Origin of the sequence: Vibrio sp. MEBiC08052, from assembly GCF_001506075.1 — a bacterium.
Classification (GTDB): Bacteria; Pseudomonadota; Gammaproteobacteria; order Enterobacterales; family Vibrionaceae; genus Vibrio.
Window position 1 is genome coordinate 157,668 of the sequence record NZ_KQ947476.1, and the last position, 25,397, is coordinate 183,064.

Sequence of the window (25,397 nt, forward strand, 5' to 3'; positions counted from 1 at the left end):
ATCTGCGGCGGATAACGGGCCCGCAACATAAAATTGCAGTCTGATGATCACGAACCCGCAACCGCCTCCGGGTTACTGGCGTCAGCCGCCAGTCCGTAAACGGTTTCGGTCGGCACAGCCACCAGTTGACCGGCCTTTAAGAGTTCTCCGCCACGCTGTAGCGCTGCCGGAATTTGTGCGTTGAGAATCTCTGTTTTCATGTCCGGCCTCTCACAGTCCATACACCATTATCGAAGAAAGCCAGTTGGTGTTGGTCAAACCGGGCAAGATAAAGCCACTGGTTATCCACCAGTTGTTTGACCATCGGATAGCGGCTCATCACCGACTCAATCGCTGCTTCCGGCGCATCGATCACCACCGTTAAGCGTAACGGCTCATGGCGCCACTGTTGACCATCGTGCAGCGACTGACGAGACAGGCCGATGCGCAAATCTCCGCCGTTGCCCTCAAATACACCCAGTCTCCCTGCAACCACGTTATGTAAGGTTTTATTCCCGGAGCCATAGCGGTGATGATCCACCGTTGAAGCGTAATACTGCATGTTAATCCAGTTGGTGACGATCATCGGTGCGGTCATAATCTGCGCCAGACCGCTTGCATCCGGATCCTGCTCATCGTGGTATTCATGGAGAAAAGTTCGTCCGTCGAGCTTGATACCACGAGTCCTTTGTCTCGGAGCAACAATAAACGCCGCGTTATTGACCAGCCCCCATTCAGGCCGCGTCTGAGCCCAGTCATTGGCACGTCGGTTGAACCGCTTTTGGAGCGTGCTCCGGGAATGATGTGTCAATCCTAATTGTGGTGCGCGCTCCATCCGCGCTGCAAGAGATGCAGCGTCCAGTTGCTTTTGCAATGTTTGCAGCGTGAGTTGAACCTGCTCATCAAAAATGTCGGTATCGTACAGCGACAGCGCTTCTGTGGTGGTGTTGTGTAATCCGGCCACAAAGCGGGTTGAATCAGGTATTTGAATACCACGTTGCGCTAAACCTTCACGCACGCTCGACAGGTTCAGCATTTGGGCCAAAGCCCGGACATTCACCTCCCCGGTTTGACCACAACACGCACCGCAGTCCAGACCGGCACGGTGTGGATTATTAGCGCTTTCGCTGCCGTGACCGATCAACAGGACAATGGGCGCGAATTCGGTGGTGAGCCCCATCCCTTTCAATATGTTTTCAGCCAGCGTCACTTGTTGTTCAGGAGCAGCGAGTAATGTCGGGCGAAGCTGGTTGGCATTGGCGGCCGACAGTCCCGGTGCTTTAGCCGAATGTCCGTGCAGCGGCAGAGCCCGTTTAATCAGTTTACCGACATAGCCTAACCCCAGAGCTTCAACCAGTGTGAAGGTGGAGGCCGGCATGGTATTGAACCACGACCAACCCGATTCGCGCTGCAATGCCGCCTGTCTTTGCCCGGCCAGCTTCGCATCTTGTTCACCACAGCCGACACTCTCGCCTATGGTCAATGACGGAGCCAGCAATCCGGGCAGCTGCGGACGTTTTATCTCGGTGCCAAGCGGGGTAAAACTGACCGGCAAACCGAAAAATCCTGCAAATCCAAGGGTGTGAATATCCTCCCCTTGTGCTTCCAAATGACGCCGAATCACTTCGGAACGCACATCAATACAGAATGCCGCCTGAACTTTCGGGGCATGTGTGCACATCGGGGTCGGCCGGGTGACGGCTTGGCTGAGCTGACGCTGATAGCTGATTTCATGCGCCCGTTGCCAAATCAGCCGCCGGTTGATGGTCTCTGGCTGATATTGCTGAAAATGCTGGTGCCAACGGTGCTGCCAACGCTGCCAGACTGAGCCGGAATGGCGTGCTTGATCATCCACCAGCCACTCCCAGCTTAAGCGAATTGCCAGTAAATCGATCAGCGTCTCGTCATTTTGTTGCGATAACTGCGCCTGCCACTTGAGATAGGCACACCATGCCGCCCAGCCACTGACCCGGTAAATCACCGCTTGCAAATAGTCTTGCCACTGTTCAGGGGCAATATCCAGCAGTGTTAACACCTGACCAATCTGCTCACGCGGGGTGGTTGCCATCTCTGTAGCCCGATGGGGAATATGGGCTGCTTTCATCAGTAACGCAACGCTGTGATCGTGACACAGGGTATCACGCCAGCTTTGATACAATCCCACCTCACTATGCGGGTGCCAGTCGGCCTGATCCTGATCGAAATAAGCGGCACAAAACTGAGCAATCTGATGGGTGATGGTATCGCACCACGCAGGCTCGTGGTTCAGGTGGCGCTGGCTGTCAAGCATATCGCACAGCAAAGGTGCCGGCGTCGGAGGAAGATCATCCGCTTGCAATGCAGCGGTTGCTGCTGCGACATCCCAACCTTCGGCCAACTTGAATGATGCCAGCGCTTGCGCCAGATCCGCATGAGTAATGGTGCCGTTTTCCCAGCGCTCGCGGTAATAATCTAACGACATTGCCATCGCTGAGCCCGCAAACTGGGCAAGATGATGTGCCACCTCCGAGAAAGGACGGTCAATCCATGACCAATATGGGTTCACGGCAATCATCCGATCCAGCGGCCAGTTGGGCGCAATACTGTCGCACGCCGTCTCAATCGCTGCATTCAGCGTATCGGTTATCTTAGGTTCATCACCAAGTAATGCTGTCATACGGGTTCTCCGACGATGGAATGCTTGCGGTTGACCTGCGTCTGAGCTTGTTCAAGCGTCAGTTTTACCGGCCAGACTTTGAAGGTGAAACGGGTAGACATCTCATCGAGATAAAATCCGTTGTAGATCCAGGGATAAAGGCGTTTCACCATGCGGCTGTGCGGATAACAACGAATCCCGATCTGACCAAGATAGAGCAAGGCGAAGATCACCGCGACAAATCCAAGTAATCCTGTCTGTTCAGGGCCGGCTGGCGGTGCAACATGCGCAAATACGCTGTGCCATAACAGGTACAGATGTAAGACCAAGCTGCTGCGCAGCACACCGCTCACCATCCCCGCTCGTGCCGTATTGCCTGCACACCAAAACAGCGGTGCACAGCCCAAGATCAGAATCACGCTGGCAGAAAGCGGTAACGACAAGCTCGGTAGCCACTGCTGCCATAGCATCGGCATGCCGATAACCACCGCAGCAGAGAGTAATACCGACCCGAAAACACCTTGAATGCGAACCGATTGCGGGAAGTAATCCCGATACACCGTCTGAGCAACCACCTCTCCCGCACTGAGAAAGCTATACGCTTTGTAAACGGAGTGGGCAATCAGATGGAGCAGTGCCAGTTCGTACAGTCCAAGGCCGATTTCCATCAGCATAAATCCCATTTGCGCACAGGTTGACCATGCCAGACGCACCTTGATACTGATGCGTGTCATCATCACCCATCCGGCCAGTAAAGCCGTGGTACTACCGACAATCACCAACATTGACTGTGCCAACGGGGCAAGATTCAGCAGCGCTGCCAGCGAAATCAGTACGAAGCCGCCCATGTTCACCACCCCGGCATGAAGTAAAGCTGACACCGGTGTCGGTGCCTCCATCACCTGAATTAACCAGCCATGCAAGGGTAATTGCGCGGTTTTGAGAATCGCAGCAACAGCAAATAAGCAAGCCGCAATATTTAATTCCGGTGGGAGTGTCGTCATCTGTCCAAGTTGCTGATTGAGTATCGGCAGCGAGAAGCTCCCCAGCGTTTGATACATCAGGAACAACGCAGCGATTAAACAGACATCGGCCATGCGGCTGACCAGAAATTTTTTATGTGCCACGATTTTTGCCGCTTTACGATCCCGGTAATGTGTGAGCAAAAAATGCAGACTGAGACTACTTGCACTCCATGCCAGCATCATCAATAACAGATTGTCACTTTGCACCAGTAAGGCGACCGAGCCGAGTGTAAATAACATCGCCCGCACAAAGCGACGCTGGCCGGAGTCTCCTTCGAGGTAACGAGAGGCATAATCAATAATCACCCACCCGAGTAACGTAATCAGTAACCCCATCAGGGTCGATAAAGCCGGCGGTAACGTTTGAGTCAGCACCCCTGAGCCCAAAGGCACACCGATACTCGCGAGTAATGCAAGGCGTGACGTGATACGGGCAACCGCCCAATGATGTGTACGGGTAATAAGGCAGCCCAAGAAACCGAGTCCGTACAGGGCGGCAATGCAATAGCCGCCCAGTGTCGAATCTATCAAACCATCTCTCCTGAAAATATTCATCGAATGGCGCGTATTGTTGCAGCAAGTAAAATGAGATGTAAAATAGATAGATATTCACAAACCGTTCTTTTTAAGTGAACAATAAAATGAGAAACCTCAACTTCCATCATCTGCACTACTTCTGGACTGTTGCCAAAGAGGGACATCTGACCCGCGCCGCACAAAAGCTCAACGTCTCTCAATCGGCCCTCTCCTCTCAGATCAAACAATTAGAAGGACAGCTCGGCCATAACCTGTTCCATCGCCGAGGACGCACGTTATTACTGACTGATGTGGGGCATCTGGTGCTGGAATATGCCGAGAGTATTTTTAATCTCGGCAGTGAGTTACTGTCGATGATGGAAAGCGGTGAACAACACCGCGTCGAACAGCTGCGGATTGGTGCGGTGGCAACGCTTTCGCGGAACTTTCAGGAGAACTTTCTGCGTCCGGTGATTGGTCGGGATAACGTCAAACTGGCACTGTGCTCTTCTAACTTTGACGATCTGCTGGAACAGCTTCGCGTGCATAAGCTGGATTTGATTCTCTCCAACCGCCCTGTCGCCTCCGACTCAACGACACCATGGCGGTGTAAGTTAATTGCACAACAGGGGGTCTGTCTGGTCGGGCCCAATACACCGGAATTCGGGACGTTACGATTTCCACAAGATCTGATGCACACCAAATTACTGCTACCGGGGCCGGGCAGTGAGATCCGTACTCAGTTTGATTTGTATTGCGAGCAACATGGGTTGTCAGTCACCCCTTATGCAGAAGTTGATGATATGGCGATGTTGCGACTGTTGACCCGGGATGCCGGAGCTGTCGCGGTGATTCCCGAAGTCGTGGTACAGGATGAAATTCAGGCCGGCACCCTGAAAAGCTATGCCACCTTAGATTCTGTCATCGAAAGCTTTTATGCCATTACGGCCAAACGCCATGTGGAACTGCCGATCCTGAAAAAGTTGTTTAAAATTCTTTAACACACGGCCAGTGATACCGCGGTGAAGAGGTTGAATCAACTTAAATGCATCAAAGTGAATCAGTTCGCTACCCGCTTAACAAAAAAGTAATTTATTTACATTTACACAACAATTTTCTGATATACCTAAGTTGGAACACTATTTCTATAAAGAGAGGAATTGTTGTTATGTTTTTCAGCCTACGCCAAACCAAAATAAGAACACGCCTGTATCTGCTACTCTTCGCAAATATTTTATTAATCATGATGTTATTTACCAAAATCTTAATAGAATATAAGCATGATCTCATGGAAGAGAAGCAAATTAAGACACAACATTTAATTGAAAGCACTTATAGCTTGCTCTCTTACTATCACCAATTAGAAACTGAGGGAACGCTGACCCGTCAAGTCGCACAACAACAAGCACAACAAGCCATCAAACATCTTCGCTATGGCAAAAATGATTACTTCTGGATCAACGACCTCACTCCCACAATGATCATGCATCCCTTTAAACCGCAGCTGGATGGCAAAAACCTTTCTCAGGCCAAAGATCCGACCGGAAAAGCGCTCTTTTTAGAGATGGTGCAAGTTGCCAAGAATCAAGGCGGTGGCGTAGTCCATTACATGTGGCCCAAACCCGGTTCAGAGACCGATGTAGCAAAGGTCTCTTACATAAAACTATTCAAACCTTGGGGATGGATCATCGGTTCAGGGATTTATGTGGATGATGTCGAACAACTGGTTGCAGAGAGAACAACAATGGCTTTGTGGTCTGGATTGTTGATTGTGTTGATCCTGAGCGTATTATCAGCATTGATCATCCGCAGTATCACGCGCCCCTGCGATACAACCCGTCAAGCTCTGGATGATATTTCTCAGGGAGAAGGTGATTTAACCCGCCAGCTCCCCGTCAATGGTAAAGACGAATTCTCTCAGATTGCCGCAGCATTCAACCGGTTTACGATTAAAATTCGTGACGCGATCCAAAACATCACTCCGATTTCGAGTCACCTCACTCATTCCGCAACAGACCTCAACGCGGTTGCCGAACAGTCTATCAAAAAATCGGAACAGCAATTACAAGCAGCCAATTCCGTGGCCTCTGCAATGAACCAGTTGCAGTCAAGCACGCAAGATGTTGCAACAGCGGCAGATGAAGCAGCCCGCTCCGCTCAAATTGCCCGTCAAAAGAGCCAAGAGAGTAGTCAAGTTCTCATCAACGCCTCCCAATATATGACCTCCTTGTCTGAATTACTGACTGAAACCGAACAAAATACCCAATATCTGACTAAAGATGCGGATAACGTCGGTGAAGTATTGAACGTCATTCGGGGGGTCGCTGAACAGACAAATCTGCTGGCACTCAATGCCGCGATTGAAGCCGCTCGCGCAGGTGAACAAGGGCGAGGATTTGCCGTCGTCGCTGACGAAGTGCGAACCCTTGCAACCCGAACGCAAAAGAGTACCGATGAAATTGAAGAAATCATTACGGCCTTGCAGAAACGAGCAAGTCATTTAAGTTCGTCCATGGCTCAAACCAAACAACAGTCACTCGAAACGCAACAAGAAACCCGTAAAGCACAAGAGATGCTCAATGACATCAATGAGCAAATCCATACCATTCAGGCTCTCAACGAAAATATTGCAGCAGCCTGTCAGCAGCAATCTTCGGCAAGTCAGGATATCAGTCATAACATAACCAATTTAGCCGAGCACAGCCGACAAATCACCGAAAGCGCACAGGATATTGGCAACACCAGTCAGAGACTGCTGCAAGACAGCCAATCCTTAAGTCAGAGTTTTAGTGTTTTCAAAACCTAACCACTCTCCTATTAGTCAAGAGGGCAGGCAATTCTCACAGCAAATACCGTATTATTTTAAACATGCGGATTCTGTGAGACGTGCCGATGCAAAGCAGTTTGAATAGAACGGAATAATTATATTTCCACACGGCCCTATCACGTGATTCAGCGCACCGCTTCAGAGAATATTTTATATATTTAACTCAATAGGATGTATAATCCGAGGATGATAAATTGAGGGGTGAGTGACATGCTGTCAAACATCACGAATAAAGAACTATTTCACGTTGCAGTCGATGCTGCCAGACAAAAAAATACCGACGTTACACTCAGATATTTGAAAGAGCTTATTCACCGGGATCCACAACATCAACATGGTTTATTTTTACTCGGCTCAACTTATACAACGTTGGGTATGTTTGAAGAAGCCGTTGAATGTCTCAAAAAATCAGTCAGTCAAGATCCCCAATTCTATATGGCGCGTTTTCAGTTAGGGTTATCACAACTCGCTTTATATTTATCCACTGAAGGATGCAGCCAATTTGAATATATTATGAACTCAGATGCACCGGCATTTATCAAACAATATTCTCAGGGGTTCATTCTGGTACAAAATAATCAAAAAGAGCAAGCCATTACATCATTTAAGCAAGGGATTGAACTCGATGAAAATAGCCCGATTCGACATGATATTGAAGATATTATTGAAGCAATCGAGCATATGCCAGAGCAAACACACATGCTTTCGGATTCTGCCGTAACTCAACAAAACATTGCGGCGGAGCCACCGCAAAGCATGGTCAATAATGACTTTTTCCTGAATGCTTATCGAAGATAAATAGAAGATAAATCGCAAATGACCAAGATCCAGCGCCCAACCTCGGGAGCGCGCAATATCGGGACAACGACCAAAACAACCTCATCCAAACCGGTGACCAAAGTCGAATCGGCACCACAAGTCACGGCTGAGAATAACGCGTTGGATCCCAAGGCCATTGAGGCCATTCGAGAACAATTCAAACACGACCCCGCTGCGGCGGTAGAGCAACTGAACCGGCGGATTATCGCGTCTCACCCGCTTGGGAATCAACTCAATGCGGAAACCCTGCATAAAATTACCAGTAAAGTCACGCAAATGATATTAAATCACAATCACAGTGCTGATTTTCTCGAACAATTATTGGGGGATAAATCCCCCAAATAATCGTTTAGGCAGATAAACTCATCGACGATAACATATAGTTTGCCATTTCCACATGACTATCATCCGGATCAACATGATCGATAATATAGTTAAATAATTCGATCGCTTCTTCTTTATTGCCTTCATCCAAATAGTACAACCCTTTGTTATAAAGCGCAGGCGGAAACATAGGTGCTTGTTCAAGGACTTCATCCCAGACTTGTATCGCCTTGGTATTCTCTCCCATATTGCGATAAACCATCCCCAAGTGAAACCGCTCAGGCACGACCTCAGGGCGACGGGTCAAAAATTCCTGAAATGCAGCAACCGATTTATCAAATAACTCTAAAGCTGCATAAACACGGCCAAGTAATGAATAAACCTCAATCGGAAATTGTTCCTGACGCACAACTAATTTTAATTTTGTCAGCGCACAATCGTAGTCTTCTTTTAAAAGAGCACTGCGGGATAAAGCAATCAGTTCCTCTGTATCCAGTAACATCGTATTATCTTGCATGATGGGTTCTCCGTAATAATTTTATGATTGACTGAAGCGTAACCAATAATATTGATAAGGTTCCAAGTGCGACGGAAGATGCATGAATTGATCATGATTCTGCAACATATCCATCCACAAGGCAGACATGAGCTCATGGTGTGACTGATCCAATCTGAGCCGTTTTTTGATTGGCGAAAAATTACCTAAAAATAGAAACGTATTTTTCTGAGATTTTCTGAGAAAGATAAGATGGCTCTTATCCAGACTTGTCACAAAATCAACGTCATGACCGGATAACTCAGCCAATGACTTTCTCGCCTGAATTAGTTGGTTCAGACCTGTGTATAGTCTGTTTGAAGTATGGCTCGTTGCGACGGCTTTCGAAGTGCAATCCTCATCGTTACACTGCCGATAGAAGTCATAAACATGGTGTATATCCTCTGCCTGATAACGACATCGCTCAGACACCTGATAGGGAAAAGACTCATCGCCGAGCAATAATACGGGTAACCCGCCGATAGAAAAGGTCACGGCATACATCAACAGAATCCGTTGTATGCTGCGTTCGATACCGGCCGGATTATGGGTGTTAACAGCCTTCAGCAGACCAGCCAGAGAAGCGGTAGATCCCAACAAATGCCGCTGAAATGACTCACATCCAATCGGAAAATATTGATCATGCCGATTGAGATAAAAGTGATGAACCTTACGGTAAAACGCCTCGACATCTTGCTCTTGCGTCTCTGCAATCAGACGATCATTGAAAGTCCACACGATGCCATGACTATCATTGACCTGATTCAGCCATGCCGCATGACGATCAAGCAATGGGAACTGCCGGGTCTGCGCCTGAAGGAGCGAAGTCTCCATCGACATCAGTGAATACCATAACGCAGCGGTTAAGCCGGGGCGGTGATGAACCGGTAATGACACCCCGGTCGGTGACTGGAAAATACGGGGGATCGCGTGCTCATGCCAGATCACCGATGTCCCGGGCTGATAAATTTCAGCCAAAAGATGTATGAGTTCACCATATAGCGACGACAGTGCATCTTCTTGATGCACTGTCAACTGAACCCAGTCCGGCTGATGTGCAAGTGCAGCAAACACCTCATCACAGATGGTGGTGAATCGTACCATCGGTGGCGTAGTCGTCATGTCTGCAAGTTCCAAACATAAACAGAGACACATCTGGTATTGATGACAATAGGCAACGGCCTGAGTCAATAATTGCGGTGCAACCCCATCACTGCCCGGAACCCGGTACACCTGAATATAATTCACGCCCAGTTGGTGTAGATAATCGATATTGGCAAATAAAACCGTCTCGTGATTAACAATAAAATCGAGATAAACCGAGCCACCGATGTAATAGTTCTGTCGCAGATCATGATGTGATGTTGCTTCTCTCCACTGCCCTTGAGCGGCTTTTGTCAGGATCACATGCAAACCATCGGAGATCAATTGGGGCGCACATTCACCACATAGTGTTTCAGCAATCTCACACAAGCGTTGAAACCGCTGACAGAAGTCATGCTGAATCCGTTTCATGAGGTCACGCGGTTCAAGCGATGTAATGGCTTGAATACAGGCCTGCAAGAGCGGTGCTCGCTGTTGGGAGCCCTGACTAATCAGGTAATCTCCGGGATAAACTTTGTGCTCGACATCATCAATCTGACACAGCAAGTCATGATCTTCGAGCGCATGAATCAAGTTGACATCATCCAGCGCAATTTTCTGCTCAAATAACGTGGCTAATAAGGCTTTATCGCCCGACAAATAAGTATCTCTGGCTTGTAGGTGGAGCAGACTAATAAAATCTCCGGCTCTTGGCTCACCACGCCATAGATCGGAAAAATCCCCCAACCGCTCATATTTTTTGATAAAAGAGTCGAGTGTCGGGCATGGAAAATGAAGAATACAGGTATCATCCTGATGCCACTCGGCTGTCGGCTCTTGTTCCGTATTAAAAAAGTGCACGCTGTCGATCGTGATCTCAGCCGAAAGATGCACAGCCGACTTACCGTTCTGATAAAAGTGGAAGTAATACTCGGGTTTGATCTGATGTGCTTGCAGAAATTCTCGCTGCTGAGATGAAAACTCCCAGACGTTATTTTTAAAATAGTTTTTCTTAAAATAAATACGACGATTGAATGGCTTGGTATTCGGCCGGGAATGGATCAGAGCTTCGAGATTACGATAAATAACATTTTTAATCTGTTTCTGATTAAGCTTCTCAAAATGAGCCTGAATATGAATTTCCCGGGTATAGAAAAGCTCATCAGAATCAATATGAACCAGCCATTGCATTTGCTCTTTTCTTGCCAGTTCGATGGTCAGCCGAACATTTGTTTCCTGTCGGATCATCACTTCATCTTCATAAGCCGCAGCGTCAGAAGGATTGAACTGAGATAAAAACAGGATCGATTGTTGTCTCCACGCTTCATCCATCACCTGGACATAAACCTGAGGATAGAGCTGCGCAACATAAATCGCAGGGTCTTGAGGGTCATCAAAATAGAGATAAATCCGTTCAAACCCAACAGACAAATGGTAGCGTATAAAATAGTCGATCCGACTGATATCATCAGCGACAGTGGCGACAACCGCATGGCTCATCCTAAGACTCTCTCTTAAAAGTCATACAAATTCTCACTCTCTAATCTCTGTTTCATTGCCAGAATTGACTTTGCATGTAACTGAGAAACCCTTGCTTTACTAACCTGCATTAATTCAGCTATATCCGTAAATGAAACAAACTGAAAATAATGCAAAGTCATAATTTTGCGTTGCTGATACGGAAGGAGTTCAATAAATTCGCGGATCATATCCAAGGCTTCATCTTGCTGATACAGACGGTATCCGTCGTCAGAGATGTCCTCAGAAAAAATATTCTCCTGCTCTTCATCAAGATAACTCGAAAATGCCAGTTCAATGACAAGCTCAGCGTAGCTTTCCAGATCCGTCAGTGGCTGCTCCTGTTGAAAACTATCTAACCGCTCCTGATTCAAGCGATATCGCCAATGAAGTAAGCTGCCAGAATCTGAAAATTTATAGATATTATTGAGAATGGTTCCTTTAACGCGTAGGTAAGCAAAACTGGTAAATTTAGCGGATGCCTGTTGATCGAAATGCTTGGCCGACTCAATTAAACCAAGCGAGCCATACTGAATAAAGTCATTGAACTCTACACCAGGTGCATAGTATTTAAGATAGAAATTTTTCACGATTCTTCTGAGCCAGCCAGAATAGAGAAAAACAATATCGGTCGTATCTTTATTAGATTCGGACATGACTCATCAACGACTATTGATAAACACTACTAATCAGGGCACTTGATAACAGCGCCCAACCGTCTGCCAACACAAAAACCAGTATTTTAATCGGCATTGAAATGGTCATCGGTGGCAACATGATCATCCCTAACCCCATCAATATACTTGCCACAATCAAATCAATCAGAATAAAAGGAATGAACAGAATAAACCCGATCTGAAATGCCACTTTTATTTCGCTCAACATAAACGCAGGTAACAGCGTCATATAAGATACGTCAGAGAGATTATCCGGTGGCGTCCCTTTTGTTGCGTCAATCAACATATTAAATGTATCTTCATCGGTATGGGCAATCATGAAGCGTTTCAACTCATCGGCACCAACGGTGACTGATTGTTCCAATGACTGAGTTTCATTTAAATACGGCGTGATGGCCTGACTGTAGACATGATTGAAAACGGGGGACATGGAAAAAAAGGTCAAAAATAGTGACAGCAAAACAATAACGACATTCGGTGGTGTCGATTGGAGTCCCAGTGCCATTCTTAACATGGAAAGCACAATAATGATGCGGGCAAAAGACGTCGATGCAATGACCGCAGCCGGAATAAACGACAGGCTGGTCACGATCACCATATATTTAACCGGTGCTCGCCAATCCTGATCGAGTGATGAAAAAAGATTCCCGGTCAAAGATGCTGAAGGACTGGTTGTTATTTGATTTGCTGCCAATGAAAGTGATGAAAAAAACACCAATGCAAAAACAGCAAATATCTTCCAGTTAAATTTGATCATGTTTATTTTTATTATTTTCATCAGTTATCAGTTGTATATGATGTTTAGATTCAACAATGGTGAATTCACGTCCGTCTTTTTCCATGACAATAACTGTTGTCTCTGGTGTGACTCTTTTTATCTCGAGTGTACTTAGCTTGGCGTTGTGTGGTTTTACCGGCAAGGCTTTCGCCAACCAGTTTCTTTTAAACAGAAACAACCATGCAATCCCCACCAGTAAAATAACAATCAGAATCAGCAGTGGCGTAAAGTGATAATCGCCCGCACTTTTAAATACCAACTGACTGACGTCTTCCTGACCATTTTCGACCATGGCAACTACTCCAAAATATCGATGATTTCGACACCATAATAGTCACCACAAGCGACCAGCAGCCCTTTGCCGATGGTCTTTTTATTCAGCACAATATCGACCGGACTATTAATGTAATTATTCAGCTGAATGACGCTGCCTTTCTTCCAAGAAAAAAGCTCGTCTATTTTAACCGTTACTGTTCCGACCTTAATTTCGACATCCACTTCCACATCTTCAATGACACTGGTTTTCCAAACCGGTGCACTTTTATGCGTTTCATCTTTGATTTCTTCATAAACCACGTCACGCATTGCATGTTGAACTGAAGCTACATCACTCATCATTATTCGCCTATTTGATAATCTTTAATGCCGTATATTCTTGACTCTTGCCGAGTCGGCCTTCATGAACCGGTTGTTCATTGATTTTGATATTCAATTCACTACCAATTTTACTGTCCGTAATCAGCACACTGCCTTTTTTCATCTTTAAAATATCTGAAAGATTCAACCGAGAGGCTGGTAAATAAGCTTCGACGGTCACCTTGATATTTCTCAGCGATTCTTTTCTAGATACTAATTCTTTTCTTGACCCTGAGTGATATTCAGCGACAGGAGAAACCTCCAGAACCGAACTTTCAATCACAAGGTTCAGCAAGCGATTTTCAAAATGATATCCACCGGTTTTCAATCCTGAAATATCTAAAACCGGTTCCTTGTCCTGACAAAAATCAATCACCTCCGATGGATATAACTCACGAGATAATTCACTCAGAAATTCCTGATAAGCACTGAGTAATAATCGCTCAATTAACACCATCTGCCGTTCTGGTTCCGAAATGTCTGCGCCCAAAATGAATGTCGCCAGCTCCGCTAAATAGGATTCAGAAAGCGCAATAAATACCCGCCCCCGCCCAATCCGACAACTTAACCACTGCGGCTGAGCATCGATATCATCAATCTGCTTCCCTCGGGGAAGACCTACTGGCACATCAGACAAAGAAGCCCAGGTTGAGGACCACTGTCTGAAAATATTGCCTACCATCTCTTGCAAGAAAGAAAGTTCTTTCGGATTTGAAAATCTGACCGGTCTCATATTTCGTTCTTAACGGGTTGAGTTATAAAGTGTTTCAATCATTTCATTGGCAATACTTAATACCTTCGAGCTACTCTGATAACCGCGTTGTACAATCATCATTTCGGCAAACTCTTCAGATAAATCAACGTTAGCCAGTTCAATACTGTCACCCACAATTTTTCCCATAACACCACTGCCCGGACGCTCAATCGTCATTTCCTGTTCATCCAAAACAGAAAACAGCGCACCATTTTCCTGACGCAGTACCTGAGGAGAGTTAACATTCGCCAATGCCAATTGAAAAACTGTTTTTTTCTCCGCATTGGCATAAGTCAGTTCTAATTTTCCGGTTTCAGTAAACCGGACTTTGGCTAAGCCGGTTAATGCATGTCCGTCTTTGACCAATGCTGACATATCCGAAGTATCCCCGGCTGAAAATCCCGTCGTCCCGGAAAAATCAAGCACAATGGGCTCCTGACCACCATTGTCGATTGAAATTGAGTCGAAACCAGACATGATTCGGCCTTCCGCGTCGTAACGCACCTGACCGGTTGCCACCACATCCCCCTGACTGTTTTTAACCGTCACGGTCCAGCTGATTTCACCGGTGGGAATTTCAATGTCATTATTATTGGCATCTTTTTCGGTCCGGGTTAATGCCAACCGATCAGAAAACTCGATGTTATATCCTAAATTTTCGCCTAACTGATTAAAGGCAGGGACACCAGAAATCGCATAAGACTGGGTATCCGACGAGATATTACCGCTCATCTTGATCGCGGTTGTTGCTTCCGGTGGCAGGAATCGATAAGCATTAATATCGATGTCAATCAGGCGTCCGCTGGCATCAATACCGGCAACGGCATATCCGGATGTTTCATCGACTAAAATGTTATTTTTATTGAATGTAAACTGCCCTGCACGCGTGTAATAGGTTTTGCCTTCACCCCGGAGAATGAAATACCCATTGCCGTCAATGGCAACATTGGTTGCGTTCCCCGTCCGACGAATATCGCCCGGCTTGGAACGAATCGTGTCGCCACTGATATATGTCCCGCTATCGCTGCTGACACTGGAATAGAACACGTCTTTGGCTTTAAACCCTGGTGTGTTCATATTGGATACATTGTTTGAAATCTGGTTGAGACCTTTAGAGAAACTTAAAAGCCCGGATAATCCATTATAAAAAGACTGAAACATAGTTGTGTTCTCATTCTGCGGTGATGACACGGACATTGGCAATCGAAACCCCTTTCAGAAATTGTTCATTTCCGGTATCAACTGTCAGTCTTGCGCCTTGAGCGGTATATTCAATCGCCTTTACGGTCCCGATAGAATTTCCCCCTATACCTGTCACTTCTACATGTTGCCCCAGCAGTCCGGTGGCCTGCTCTACCGAGCCCAACGTCAGCAAACTGTCCATTTTTTCATTCATCAGCCGAGTCTGTTCAACTGATGTAAATTGGGCCATCTGAGCCATAAACTGCGCATTATCTACCGGCTCTAAAGGGTCTTGGAAATTAAGCTGAGCCATAAATAATCGAATAAAATCTTCTTGTGATAAGGTCGTATTATCAAAAGAGTTCACTTGATCTGTCGCTAACCGGGAACCTATCGCTTCTATACTCATTATTTTCTACACCTTATCGGTTATATTCTGGCGCTCACCATTAATCACTAAGATATGATGGTGACCAAGATAACTTTTATTGTCGTGATACCAATTAAATAACGCTTGCTTGTCCGTATTATAATCGCGGATAACTATCTTAATTTGGCCGTCATGGGTACGCACATAACTGACATTGCGGGATAAATGCTTGGCGAGAAAGTTCAGCTTCGCTTCGTTAATATGGCGCCCTGCACTCACTTCATTGCCGATATTATTTTTCGATGCACCAGACTGTTCGAATTGTTGATACCCGAAACCAACCTTCCCGCCGCCTTGATCAGGCGACGCTATCGTTGAAGACATGGTTGTCATATTGCCACCACTGCGGTGATTGATCGGCACTTCATGATACGTGAGGTCCCCCGTTGGCACGACGACAGCAGCACTGCGTTTCACGTTCTGCCCAATCATTACACTATCGAGATAATCGAGGTGACCATGTGCAAAAGCCGTCAACGGATAGGTTAACGAAACAGCCTGACTATCGTCCGTTTTCTCTGCGTGTACTGCTACCTCTGCTGGTGCATCCTCACCTGATTCATCCAAAGCTCGACGTTTCTCCACCAGCCGCTCTTGGATGTCTTGCTGCAATGCATGAATATCATCGTCTGACATCGACGGGGATTGCTTTGGATGCGGTTCAGGCTTGGCATGACGCAATTCATCCTGAGCGAGCGTGTCCGCAAACAAGCGATCACGCGGATCCCGGTAGGGGTTCGATTGCAGCAAAAAATGAGCGGCAAGATGGCCTGCGATTTTATCTGTCATTCATATTTCCTGAGTGTATAAGGATGATAATTCGACCAATATTCCAGCAATGTTTGTTCTTCCTGCTGTTGCTGTATCTGTTGCAATTTCTTCAACTGTTCCTGAGTCTTATTCAGCCGGCCCGTACTTTGTTTCATCTGCAGGCTCAGAGTCGTTCGCTGTTTTTCCAGTTCGAGCAACTGCTGTAATTGCTCTTTTTTACCGGCTTCTAACCATGCAATCTGCTCCAGATATTCAAAGCGAAGTTCAGGATAGAGCGTCGGACGATTCATTTGCTCGCAAGTCCGCCGGATCGTCTCTTCAACCCGAGCAATATGCTGTCTGACGGTCTCACAGGCTACGCCGTTCTCTTTTAACTCGGCTTTGACGCTATCTGTATTGCGTTCGCATACCGTGACAAAACGTTGATACCGGGTCCGTAAACGTTGCATATCATGCTGCTGGATGTGCGTTTTCAATTATCTTCTCCAGATTCGCCATGATCACATCGTATTCAACATGTGTATTCGGAGACTGCATGAATACTTCTTCAAGCTGGCTTCCACACTCAAGAATCCGATCCCGGAATGGATCTTTTCCCTTTTCATACGCACCAATCTCGATTAATCCTTCCAACTCTTGATGCTGCGCCAGAATTCTTCGTACGGCATTCAAAGTCTTGAGTGCTTCTTCTGTCACGAGCTCACCGATCAGCCGACTTAAACTCAAACCAATATCCACGGCAGGGAACCGACCTTTGGCCGCGATATCCCGCGACAGCATAATATGCCCGTCAAGAATCCCTCTCATGGTGTCAGTCACCGGCTCGGTAATATCATCGCCTTCAACCAGCACGGTAAACAGCGCGGTGATCGAACCTTTACCTTTAAAGTTCCCCGTACGCTCCAGCACTTCGGGGAGCAGGCTAAATACTGATGGCGTATACCCTTTGGCTGTCGGTGGTTCACCTGATGCCAGCCCGATCTCCCGGTGAGCCATTGCAAAACGGGTCATCGAATCGAGCATGAACAGAACGTCCCGACCCTGATCGCAAAAATATTCGGCAATCGCCAATCCGAGAAAAACCGCATGGCTGCGACCCAATGGCGGCTCATCCGAGGTTGCCACAATCACCACCGAACGACTTAAACCATCTGCGCCCAAACGGTCTTCAATAAAATCAACAACCTCTCGCCCCCGTTCTCCCACCAGAACAATCACATTGAGCTGTTCTTGCTCTCCCTGCGCGCACATTCCCAACAGAGTGCTTTTTCCCACACCACTGCCGGCAAAAATCCCCATGCGTTGTCCCAGCCCTATCGGCAAAAGAGTATCAATGACCTTAATGCCGGTATGCAGTCGTTGTTTAATCCGGGCGCGATGCAGGGGGTTATGTGCTTGCACTCTTCTCAGTGGATACTGGGCTTCGGTTGCTATCGTCCCCTGATCATCCAGCGGTTCACCAAAAGCATTAATCACGCGCCCGACCAACGCGAACCCGACATTCACTTTTGACTGGACACCCAACCCCTGTACCAAACTGTGGGCGCTGATCCCTTCCATGTTGCGAAATGGCATAAGAATGGTTTTATCATCGTGGAAACCGATCACTTCCGCATCAACCGAAGCTGTCATACTTTCCCCGAAAATCCGGCATCGCTCGCCGACAAAAACATTGAGCCCGACCGCTTCTACGGTCAATCCGACCGAACGGACAATCTGACCGTATTTTTTGCCCGGCTTCATTCTTCGAATGTCATCACACAATGCAGTAAACATCAGCATGATTCTCCATGCTTCATCAGAACTTGCATCAACTGCTCCAGTTTGGTGCTGAGCCTCAGATCCAGGCGGCCATGACGAGATTTCAAAATGACACCGCCGGCTTCTAAGCTGGGTGCTTCTGAAAACCGAACCGCCGGATGTTGTGCTATCAGTGATGTTTGTTGCTTCAATAACGCGAAATCTGCCGGGCTGAGCTGAAACTCAAGATGTTGTTCATGCTGATACTCATCCAACAATGGACGCAACACACACTCAATTCGCTGTGTATTTTCAAGAAAGTCCTTGCTGATGATCTGGCAAACCGCAGCAAATACCACGTCAATCAATTCAGATTTCACCCGCTCAACAACCCGCTGTTGCTCTTGGTGTATCGATGCCACCGATTGTTCGAGGATATCCACTACCTGTTCGAGCCGGGCACGGCGTTCATTTAATCGCACAATTGTCTGGTCTTTGAGCTCAGTCTGTGTGTCTCTGACACCAGCCTGATAACCTTCGGCAATCCACTGTTCTTTGAGCTGCTGCTCCCTTGCTGCATATTCCGCTTCCAGCGCCGTTTGGATTGCCATACGCAGTTGTTCCTGATCATGGCTCGCAGTGTGTCGGGCGTGTTTATCGGCCGTTGGATAAGTATCGGACGGTGCAGTTTGCCAAATGTGCGGTTCAACGATTTTACCCATTACTACTCCGCCACGGTGCCATCACCGATCATCAACTGAAAAATTCGCTCCCGGACGTATGAGGCAGTTTTGGCACATGGCTGCTCAGCATCAGGTTCAAGCCAATGCCAACCATATCGGTTCGCAAATTCATTACGTAAGCAAGCCGGTAACTTTTGATTCATTTGCATACCGGAAACTGTATCGAGAGCCGAGAGCTGCTCAGACAAAGAATCCAGACGTGATTTTTTTAAGCGAGCTTGCTGATAAGCCGTGGCATATTCCCGGAGAATGACATCCTGTAGTCCACGATTCGTTTCAATAATGGCCCGGAATTTATCCGCATCCTGACGCAGCTCAAGCGTAATATCTTCAGGAAGCTGTGTGAGTAGCCAGTTGCTGTCATCAGGATGAAGAGTGGCTAGTTTTGCTGATATTTTCTTAAGCGCGACCTGACTCATGATGCTTTTTCCTTCACCAGATCTTCAATTTTCAACCAGTCTTCAACTTCTTTCAGCAGAGTTTCCCTTTCACTGATCGACAGTCTTGCGGTGGTTTTCCGCTGGCGGGCCAGACGATAAAAACCGAAGCCAATCAGGCATAACAGCATCATGACCGCACCAATACTGCTCCAAAACACCATTGGCCGGGCAAACAGCTGTTGCCATGTTGTCACCGATGCTGTCGGCTGGTGTTGCAGCCCGGCCACAGGTGGTATCGGAGCTGTCACAACATGGGTATCAGGGGCTTGCGGTTCCGATACGAGATAGTTCGGCAGGGATTTGACGGTAATCACATCGCCTCGGTGGTGATCAACCCCGACCGTTGCAGCAATTAAATCCTGTACTGAGGATAACTCCTGAGCGGTGAGCTTCTGATTAATCACCACAGCAACGGTTAAACGCGATATTTGCCCGATGGCACTTTCGGTATCAATCACTGCTTTGCCATAGTCGAGTTCTTCCTCAACGCTGCTTTTTTTATGATCTTTCACCTTGGGTTGATTGGTTTCATCGCGGGTTTCGACCCGACGCTTCACAAAGCCTTTTTCACGATTCTCAATCGGGGTCAGCTCTTGTCTTTGCGAATGGGTCTTATCAAAATCAAGGGCAGTGTTGACACCGACCTGATAATTGCCGCTACCGAAAATCGGTGTCAGGAGGCCGTCAATTTTATTGACCAGATACAATTCCAGCTTCTGCTGATAATCGACCCGCGTCATTGAAGCGGAAACATCGAACTCATTATCAGGCTGGTATGAATTCCCCTGTGCATCGAGAACAGTCACATTCTGAGCCACCAATCCGGCAACCGAAGCCGCAACCAGTTGTTGGAGGGCGCTGACCTGCTGAGGATTCAGCGGCTGCTGATTAACCGTAACAACAGTGACGGATGCTTTGGTTTGCTCGGTATTTTTCTGGAATGCCCGTTTCTCAGGAATCGACAGATGGACTCTGGCTTGCTGATACATTTGATTGGCGGTTATCGTGCGCGCCAGTTCACCTTCAAGCGCGCGCTGATAATTCACTTTCTGGGCAAATTCGGTTAAACCGAAATCCGCATCGTCAAATAGCTCGAAGCCAACTGGTTTACCCATCGCCATATTCTCGGCACTCAGGTTTAAGCGGGTTTGATCGACCTGACTTTCATCCACTTTAATCGTTGAACCGCCGTCTGCTAAAACAAAAGGGATCTCCATTGCTTGCAGCTGCTGGGTTACTTGTGCGGCATCCATCTGATCTAAATGAGAGAACAGCACATGGTACTTCGGCTGATACAGCCACCAGACGGTCAGTGAAGCAGTCAACAACAGCGTGACAACGCCAAAACCCAAAATGAATTTTTTACTGGATGAATACTGCCGCCATGCTTGAGTAAAAGCATTCATTACACTTGCATCCTCAGTAATTCTTGAAGTCCTTCAACGGCTTTATCTCTGACTGTGACAGCCAGTTGCATGGTCATATTGGCTTCTTCGACAGCTAACATCACATCCTGCACATCAGCCTGACCCAGCGCGAAAGATTCTGTCATCTGATCGGCTTTCACCACCGACTGATTAACATGATCGAGGCCGTCTTCAATCATATCCAAAAAGTCTACTTGAGGATTCTGTGTCGGAGACACAAGCTCAGTAGAAGATAATTCAAGTATCTGGCGTCCAGATATTGGTGTTATTGCATCCATCATATTCGCTTTACGTTTTAGTTATTACCCAATTGCAATATGCTCTTACCCATCGATGACGCAGCATTGTAGATGCGTAAATTCGCTTCGTAGGCCCGGTTTGCTCTGGTGACATCAATCAGTTGCTGAGTCGTATCAATATCTGGCCGCCAGACCAGGCCATGACTGTCAGCCGTCGGATCGGAAGGGGAGTAAGATGACTTTAACGAGGCGACTTCAGCAATGACCTGCGGCTCGCTGTCCTGCCCGCTTACCATTTCCGCAAATGTCTGGTTCTGAGCGGACACATGATAAAGCGGTACCGATTGCCCCGGTTTAACGGTTTTATTGGCATTGGCAATATTTAAACCGGCTGCTTCAAGCAGCACTCTCTGGTAATCCAAGCCTTGTGCTGCAATTGCTTTAATTTCTGATAAAGCCATCAATCTACCCCTTAATTCCCATGCGGACTAAGCCCAGCCTTCGGTTTAACAGTTCAGCCATTGTCTGATATTTGCCGGCAGCCTGACTTGAAGCCAGCACCTCCTCGTCCAGTTTGACTGACTGATGTTTGTGATTGTCCCGGACATCGGCCAAATCTTCGATACGCTCACCTTGATAAGCACCGATTCGCTGCATCAGTTCAGTTCGGGTATGGCTTTGACTGAGTGACTCAAGTACCGTGTCAAAATTTACTGTTTTCGCGGTATATCCCGCAGTATTAACATTGGCAACATTCACAGCGGTTACTTGCTGTTTGTACTGCTGCATATCCATAGAAAGCACTAACAATCGCGTTGTAATTTCGTCAATCACCTGCACGTCCTCTACTGAACAATCAGCTCACCATGCAAGGCACCTGCACGGCTGATTGATTGTAAAATTGAAATAATATCTCTGGTCGAAAGTTTCATGTCATTGAGTGCACTAATCAGATCCGAGACCTTCGTTCCCTGGCCGAGAGTGACACTTTTATTACGAGATTCTTCAACTTGAATTTTGGTATCCGGGACCACCACGGAACGAATATTCTCGTTATAAGCCTGATTCACCGGGGCTGACACTCCGCCATGACCGTAAATCAGCAGCGAATCGGGTTGTGACACCAGATAATTGGTATCGACGCGAATCTTCAAATCACCGTGAGTGATGGTGACATTATCGATTTGTACCGCACCCCCGGCGACAATCGTACCGGTACGTTCATTGATCACAATCCGAGGGGTAGACTCAGGTACGACAGTAATATTCTGAACCAGACCGATGGTACGGAATGCTTGAGAAGCAGCTATCACACCGAGAGAAATGCGCACCTTGCCGGCATGAACCGCTTCGGCAACATTGGCTTGTTGTTGCTGGTTAATGGCATCAGCTATCTTGCTTGCCATATTAAAATCAGGCTCTTTCAGTAACAGCGTAAAATGCCCTTGCTCATCGAGTACTTTGTCCGTGGTGGCATATTCGACCAGCCCGCCTTTCGGCACCACACCGACTGTGGGGTGATTCTTTTGTACCTGATTACCAAAACTATCGAATGTATACCCACCGACGGATACAGACCCCTGGGCCACAGCAATCACTTGACCGTTAATCGCCCGCAATGGCGCCAGTAATAAAGTGCCCCCGACAAGACTCCGTGCGTCACCGATGGAAGACACATTGACGTCCAGACGATTGCCCTTTTCAGAGAAGGCAGGGATCGTGGCCGTAACCATCACGGCAGCGACGTTGCGGCTGCTGATTTCATCGGATGAAACCGAAACGCCAAACTTTTGCAGCGTATTGGCAATTGACTGTAAGGTGGCCTGACTGCGTCGGCTATCCCCGGAACCACTCAAGCCGATCACAATGCCATAGCCCACCAAGTCATTGTCCCGCACGCCTTCAACCCGAGTTAACGTACCGATTTTAATGCCATTCAATGCACTGGCCGGAACGGCTAAAATCATGCAAATCAAACCACACAACAACACGCTCATCCGCTTGGTCTGCCGGTGTTGCATCCCTCTTGCCTTCATTCTCATAATCCCAACCAGTTAAAGATGCGGGTAATCAGCCCGGGAGACTGCCCGTCATTCACATCACCCGCACCATCGAATTCAATATGAGCATCGGTAATCCGGCTCGATAACACCGTATTATCATCTCTGACATCTATCGGACGCAGTAATCCGGTTAAGGCGATCCGCTGCTCCTCACCATTAATCAGCAACAGTTGTTCACCAGAAACCTGAAGCAGACCATGGGGATCAATATCAATCACTTTCACTGCGATTTGCCCTTTGAACCGGCCTTCACGCTGTGTATTTGCATCGCCCTGACTGCCCCGGTTATAGCCTAAACCGAATCGCTTCTGATCTTCCGGTGAAAGTAGATTCGCTGAGATATCCGTTTTTGAATCTGAGCCGGTTCCGGCACGACTGGCGGCTTTGGTATTCTCAACAATCAATACAGTCAGGGTGTCACCGATCTGATGGGCCCGGTTATCAGACACCAGCGAGACAAAACCACCCGACTGAAAGAAGTCTTCCGCATGAGCGTCAGCTATTAATAGCCATAGAAAAACACCCGCTAAAATTTTAACTTTCATCAATCACCACGCTTCCTTTTTCGGTCACCACCGCCTGTAACTCCGCGTCAATCGAAGGAATGAACACCTTGATTTTGTCTCCCGGGTTGCCTGCTTGTCTGGCAATTGCCGGCGCTTCTATCATGACGTTTCTTCTTGCATAAACAGCATTCACTTTTGCTCCGCTTTCAATCAAATTGATTTCGGTAACCATGGTTTTCAACAACACACTGCCCGAGACAAGCGATGTCAACGCTCTGAGTTGCTGTAAATCGTCTTGAGCACTGACATACGGCTTCTGATCGATTGCCCGTGGCTGCAATGCAAAACATGCTGGATTTAACCGTTGCCCTTCCTCAGAAGAACAGGTCGATACCCATACCGGCTTGATGATCGCAATCTGATACCGGGACGAATATTTTCGTTGTCCGTTTGCCGATTGAACGTGAAAAAATCCCGCCAAACGCATCACATTCGAACGATAACTATCAATCTCAAAGCTTAATAATTTAGCGTCCCGGTCCATGAAGAGCGCTGTCGGTTCGACACGCCACCTAAAATCAGCATCCTCACCAAATTGGTGATGAACCCAACGCAGAACACCTGGCTGCACAAATCGTTTGATCGTCGGTGAGTCAATACGCTGTTGCCATATCAGCGTTGCAACCGCAGCACCGCGCCAATTCAATGTCACATGGCGATCAAGATGCTGGTGAATCAATCCAAGTACGGTCTCTGCCTGTATAGATTCATCCTGATTGCGTAGCCGGATCTGCGCGATCTTCTGTTTCAGGTCTGCATCCTGCGTCCGAATCGTCAGCATTGCAGCCAACGTTGCAGTGTCATTGAGACGAATCTGAGGTGCCTGAAACGATAACAGCACTTCCGCACTTTGAGCGGCAAATGAAACGATGCAGGCGACCACAATCCAGACTACGCGCATATTATCCCCGGGTCAGATTATTCGCGGTTTCCATCAGTTGATCAGCCGTCTGAACGACACGGGCATTGAGCTGATATGCCCTTTGAGCCAACATCAGATTGACCATCTCCGCGACCATTGAGACATTCGAGACTTCGACAAATCCCTGATGTATATCACCAAACCCTTCTTCTCCCGGTTTGCCGTAATACGGCTGACCACTGGCATCGGTTGCCTGATACATACCGGAACCAATTGATTTCAATTCCGAAGGTGTGGAAAATTTCGCCAGTTCCAGCTCACCGACCGACACCTTGTTGGTCTCCTGAGGCAGCGTGACGAACACTTCACCATGCTGATTGATTTCAACATCTGTCGCATCCAGCGGGATATTAATATTGGATGAAAGCACTTGCCCTGCGGCCGTCATCAGCTTGCCATCGCGATCAACACTGAGTTTTCCGACCCGGGTATAAGCTTGTGTACCGTTGTCCAAATTAACTTCTAAAAATCCTCTGCCACGAATCGCGATATCAAGTTTGGACTCCGTTGACCGTAAATCACCATCCTCAAAAACCGGACGAATCGCATTAATGGTTGTCCCGTTGCCTCGAAACCCTTGCTGAGAGGCACTGACACTATCACTGTCCCGAGCAGTCCCCGTGGAAACCATATCTGCAAAACTGACCGCTTCTCGCTTATATCCCAGGGTATTTACGTTAGAAATGTTGTTCGAGATAATATCGACGTAGGTCTGTTGCGTCTGAATGCCGGAGCCGGCTATATATAATGCATCTATCATATTTGTGA

Annotated in this window: 28 protein-coding genes and 1 pseudogene; 4 read left to right on the forward strand and 25 right to left on the reverse strand. The window is 47.4% G+C overall.

All coding sequences use genetic code 11. The features are described 5' to 3' along the window. Window positions 1-59: 59 nt before the first annotated feature. The 3 genes and pseudogenes from VRK_RS20760 to VRK_RS18175 all read right to left on the reverse strand — a co-directional run. Window positions 60-200 (reverse strand): annotated as a pseudogene (locus VRK_RS20760) (Sua5/YciO/YrdC/YwlC family protein); the annotation flags it as partial. Next, window positions 197-2,635, reverse strand: a complete 2,439-nt coding sequence (locus VRK_RS18170) for a YbcC family protein (RefSeq protein WP_059122920.1) — start codon at window positions 2,633-2,635, stop codon at window positions 197-199. The pseudogene VRK_RS20760 and the gene VRK_RS18170, both read right to left, overlap by 4 nt. Further along, the gene (locus VRK_RS18175) at window positions 2,632-4,113 is read right to left on the reverse strand and encodes an NADH-quinone oxidoreductase subunit L (protein WP_443083493.1); all 1,482 of its coding nucleotides are present in this window, start codon (window positions 4,111-4,113) and stop codon (window positions 2,632-2,634) included. Before VRK_RS18175 ends, VRK_RS18170 begins: the two co-directional genes overlap by 4 nt. Window positions 4,114-4,280: 167 nt before the next feature. Here VRK_RS18175 and VRK_RS18180 point away from each other — a divergent pair, with 167 nt between their 5' ends. The 4 genes from VRK_RS18180 to VRK_RS18195 all read left to right on the forward strand — a co-directional run bounded on the left by VRK_RS18180 (window position 4,281) and on the right by VRK_RS18195 (window position 8,146). After that, entirely contained in the window at window positions 4,281-5,156 is an 876-nt protein-coding gene (locus VRK_RS18180) for a LysR family transcriptional regulator (protein WP_059122922.1), read from the forward strand. A gap of 167 nt (window positions 5,157-5,323) precedes the next feature. Further along, window positions 5,324-6,961, forward strand: coding sequence for a methyl-accepting chemotaxis protein (locus tag VRK_RS18185; RefSeq protein WP_059122923.1), 1,638 nt, complete (start codon window positions 5,324-5,326; stop codon window positions 6,959-6,961). A gap of 231 nt (window positions 6,962-7,192) precedes the next feature. Continuing rightward, window positions 7,193-7,780 (forward strand): tetratricopeptide repeat protein, encoded by a 588-nt coding sequence (locus VRK_RS18190; RefSeq protein WP_059122924.1) that lies wholly within the window; start codon window positions 7,193-7,195, stop codon window positions 7,778-7,780. Between the two features lie 18 nt (window positions 7,781-7,798). Beyond that, window positions 7,799-8,146 (forward strand): hypothetical protein, encoded by a 348-nt coding sequence (locus VRK_RS18195; RefSeq protein ID WP_059122925.1) that lies wholly within the window; start codon window positions 7,799-7,801, stop codon window positions 8,144-8,146. 4 nt (window positions 8,147-8,150) lie between these two features. Here the strand turns inward: VRK_RS18195 and VRK_RS18200 are convergent, their stop codons facing one another. From VRK_RS18200 to VRK_RS18305, 22 genes are read right to left on the reverse strand one after another with little or no spacing between them, the layout of a single operon-like run. Then, window positions 8,151-8,642, reverse strand: a complete 492-nt coding sequence (locus VRK_RS18200) for a tetratricopeptide repeat protein (protein WP_082671466.1) — start codon at window positions 8,640-8,642, stop codon at window positions 8,151-8,153. A 21-nt stretch (window positions 8,643-8,663) separates the two neighbouring features. Then, on the reverse strand, window positions 8,664-11,243 hold the full coding sequence (locus tag VRK_RS18205) for a glycosyltransferase family 2 protein (protein WP_059122926.1): 2,580 nt from the start codon (window positions 11,241-11,243) through the stop codon (window positions 8,664-8,666). A gap of 14 nt (window positions 11,244-11,257) precedes the next feature. Beyond that, entirely contained in the window at window positions 11,258-11,917 is a 660-nt protein-coding gene (locus VRK_RS18210) for a sigma-70 family RNA polymerase sigma factor (RefSeq protein ID WP_059122927.1), read from the reverse strand. A gap of 13 nt (window positions 11,918-11,930) precedes the next feature. Then, window positions 11,931-12,695 (reverse strand): flagellar type III secretion system pore protein FliP, encoded by a 765-nt coding sequence (gene fliP / locus VRK_RS18215; protein WP_082671467.1) that lies wholly within the window; start codon window positions 12,693-12,695, stop codon window positions 11,931-11,933. Next, entirely contained in the window at window positions 12,682-13,008 is a 327-nt protein-coding gene (locus tag VRK_RS18220; protein ID WP_059122928.1) for a hypothetical protein, read from the reverse strand. The genes fliP and VRK_RS18220 overlap by 14 nt, the downstream gene beginning before the upstream one ends. A 5-nt stretch (window positions 13,009-13,013) precedes the next feature. Beyond that, the gene (locus tag VRK_RS18225) at window positions 13,014-13,334 is read right to left on the reverse strand and encodes a FliM/FliN family flagellar motor switch protein (RefSeq protein WP_059122929.1); all 321 of its coding nucleotides are present in this window, start codon (window positions 13,332-13,334) and stop codon (window positions 13,014-13,016) included. 7 nt (window positions 13,335-13,341) lie between these two features. Next, on the reverse strand, window positions 13,342-14,085 hold the full coding sequence (locus VRK_RS18230) for a FliM/FliN family flagellar motor switch protein (RefSeq protein ID WP_059122930.1): 744 nt from the start codon (window positions 14,083-14,085) through the stop codon (window positions 13,342-13,344). A gap of 9 nt (window positions 14,086-14,094) precedes the next feature. Then, window positions 14,095-15,303, reverse strand: a complete 1,209-nt coding sequence (gene flgF / locus VRK_RS18235; RefSeq protein ID WP_082671468.1) for a flagellar basal-body rod protein FlgF — start codon at window positions 15,301-15,303, stop codon at window positions 14,095-14,097. Further along, window positions 15,278-15,697 (reverse strand): flagellar hook assembly protein FlgD, encoded by a 420-nt coding sequence (locus tag VRK_RS18240; protein WP_059122932.1) that lies wholly within the window; start codon window positions 15,695-15,697, stop codon window positions 15,278-15,280. The genes flgF and VRK_RS18240 overlap by 26 nt, the downstream gene beginning before the upstream one ends. Window positions 15,698-15,703: 6 nt before the next feature. After that, window positions 15,704-16,507: a hypothetical protein gene (locus tag VRK_RS18245; RefSeq protein ID WP_059122933.1), complete on the reverse strand. Its 804-nt coding sequence runs from the start codon at window positions 16,505-16,507 to the stop codon at window positions 15,704-15,706. Then, window positions 16,504-16,965, reverse strand: a complete 462-nt coding sequence (locus tag VRK_RS18250; RefSeq protein ID WP_157372015.1) for a hypothetical protein — start codon at window positions 16,963-16,965, stop codon at window positions 16,504-16,506. Before VRK_RS18250 ends, VRK_RS18245 begins: the two co-directional genes overlap by 4 nt. After that, window positions 16,940-18,271, reverse strand: coding sequence for a FliI/YscN family ATPase (locus VRK_RS18255; RefSeq protein ID WP_082671469.1), 1,332 nt, complete (start codon window positions 18,269-18,271; stop codon window positions 16,940-16,942). The genes VRK_RS18250 and VRK_RS18255 overlap by 26 nt, the downstream gene beginning before the upstream one ends. Beyond that, the gene (locus tag VRK_RS18260) at window positions 18,265-18,951 is read right to left on the reverse strand and encodes a FliH/SctL family protein (protein WP_059122935.1); all 687 of its coding nucleotides are present in this window, start codon (window positions 18,949-18,951) and stop codon (window positions 18,265-18,267) included. The genes VRK_RS18255 and VRK_RS18260 overlap by 7 nt, the downstream gene beginning before the upstream one ends. Before the next feature lie 2 nt (window positions 18,952-18,953). After that, a complete protein-coding gene (locus VRK_RS18265) occupies window positions 18,954-19,391 on the reverse strand; it encodes a hypothetical protein (RefSeq protein WP_059122936.1) in 438 nt (145 codons plus the stop codon). Then, complete coding sequence (gene fliF, locus VRK_RS18270) at window positions 19,388-20,818, reverse strand: flagellar basal-body MS-ring/collar protein FliF (protein WP_059122937.1); 1,431 nt, start codon at window positions 20,816-20,818, stop codon at window positions 19,388-19,390. Before fliF ends, VRK_RS18265 begins: the two co-directional genes overlap by 4 nt. Beyond that, the gene (fliE, locus tag VRK_RS18275; RefSeq protein ID WP_082671470.1) at window positions 20,818-21,120 is read right to left on the reverse strand and encodes a flagellar hook-basal body complex protein FliE; all 303 of its coding nucleotides are present in this window, start codon (window positions 21,118-21,120) and stop codon (window positions 20,818-20,820) included. The genes fliF and fliE overlap by 1 nt, the downstream gene beginning before the upstream one ends. A 14-nt stretch (window positions 21,121-21,134) precedes the next feature. Next, the gene (locus tag VRK_RS18280; RefSeq protein WP_059122939.1) at window positions 21,135-21,539 is read right to left on the reverse strand and encodes a flagellar basal body rod protein FlgC; all 405 of its coding nucleotides are present in this window, start codon (window positions 21,537-21,539) and stop codon (window positions 21,135-21,137) included. Between the two features lie 4 nt (window positions 21,540-21,543). Beyond that, window positions 21,544-21,912: a flagellar basal body protein gene (locus tag VRK_RS18285; RefSeq protein ID WP_157372017.1), complete on the reverse strand. Its 369-nt coding sequence runs from the start codon at window positions 21,910-21,912 to the stop codon at window positions 21,544-21,546. A gap of 11 nt (window positions 21,913-21,923) precedes the next feature. Beyond that, on the reverse strand, window positions 21,924-23,114 hold the full coding sequence (locus VRK_RS18290; RefSeq protein ID WP_231735826.1) for a flagellar basal body P-ring protein FlgI: 1,191 nt from the start codon (window positions 23,112-23,114) through the stop codon (window positions 21,924-21,926). A gap of 2 nt (window positions 23,115-23,116) precedes the next feature. Continuing rightward, on the reverse strand, window positions 23,117-23,686 hold the full coding sequence (locus tag VRK_RS18295; RefSeq protein ID WP_059122942.1) for a flagellar basal body L-ring protein FlgH: 570 nt from the start codon (window positions 23,684-23,686) through the stop codon (window positions 23,117-23,119). Continuing rightward, window positions 23,676-24,608 carry a flagellar basal body P-ring formation chaperone FlgA gene (gene flgA / locus VRK_RS18300; protein WP_059122943.1) on the reverse strand — a complete coding sequence of 311 codons (933 nt, stop codon included), beginning with the start codon at window positions 24,606-24,608 and terminating at the stop codon, window positions 23,676-23,678. The genes VRK_RS18295 and flgA overlap by 11 nt, the downstream gene beginning before the upstream one ends. 1 nt (window position 24,609) lies before the next feature. Then, complete coding sequence (locus VRK_RS18305; RefSeq protein WP_059122944.1) at window positions 24,610-25,389, reverse strand: flagellar hook-basal body protein; 780 nt, start codon at window positions 25,387-25,389, stop codon at window positions 24,610-24,612. Between the last annotated feature and the right edge of the window lie 8 nt (window positions 25,390-25,397).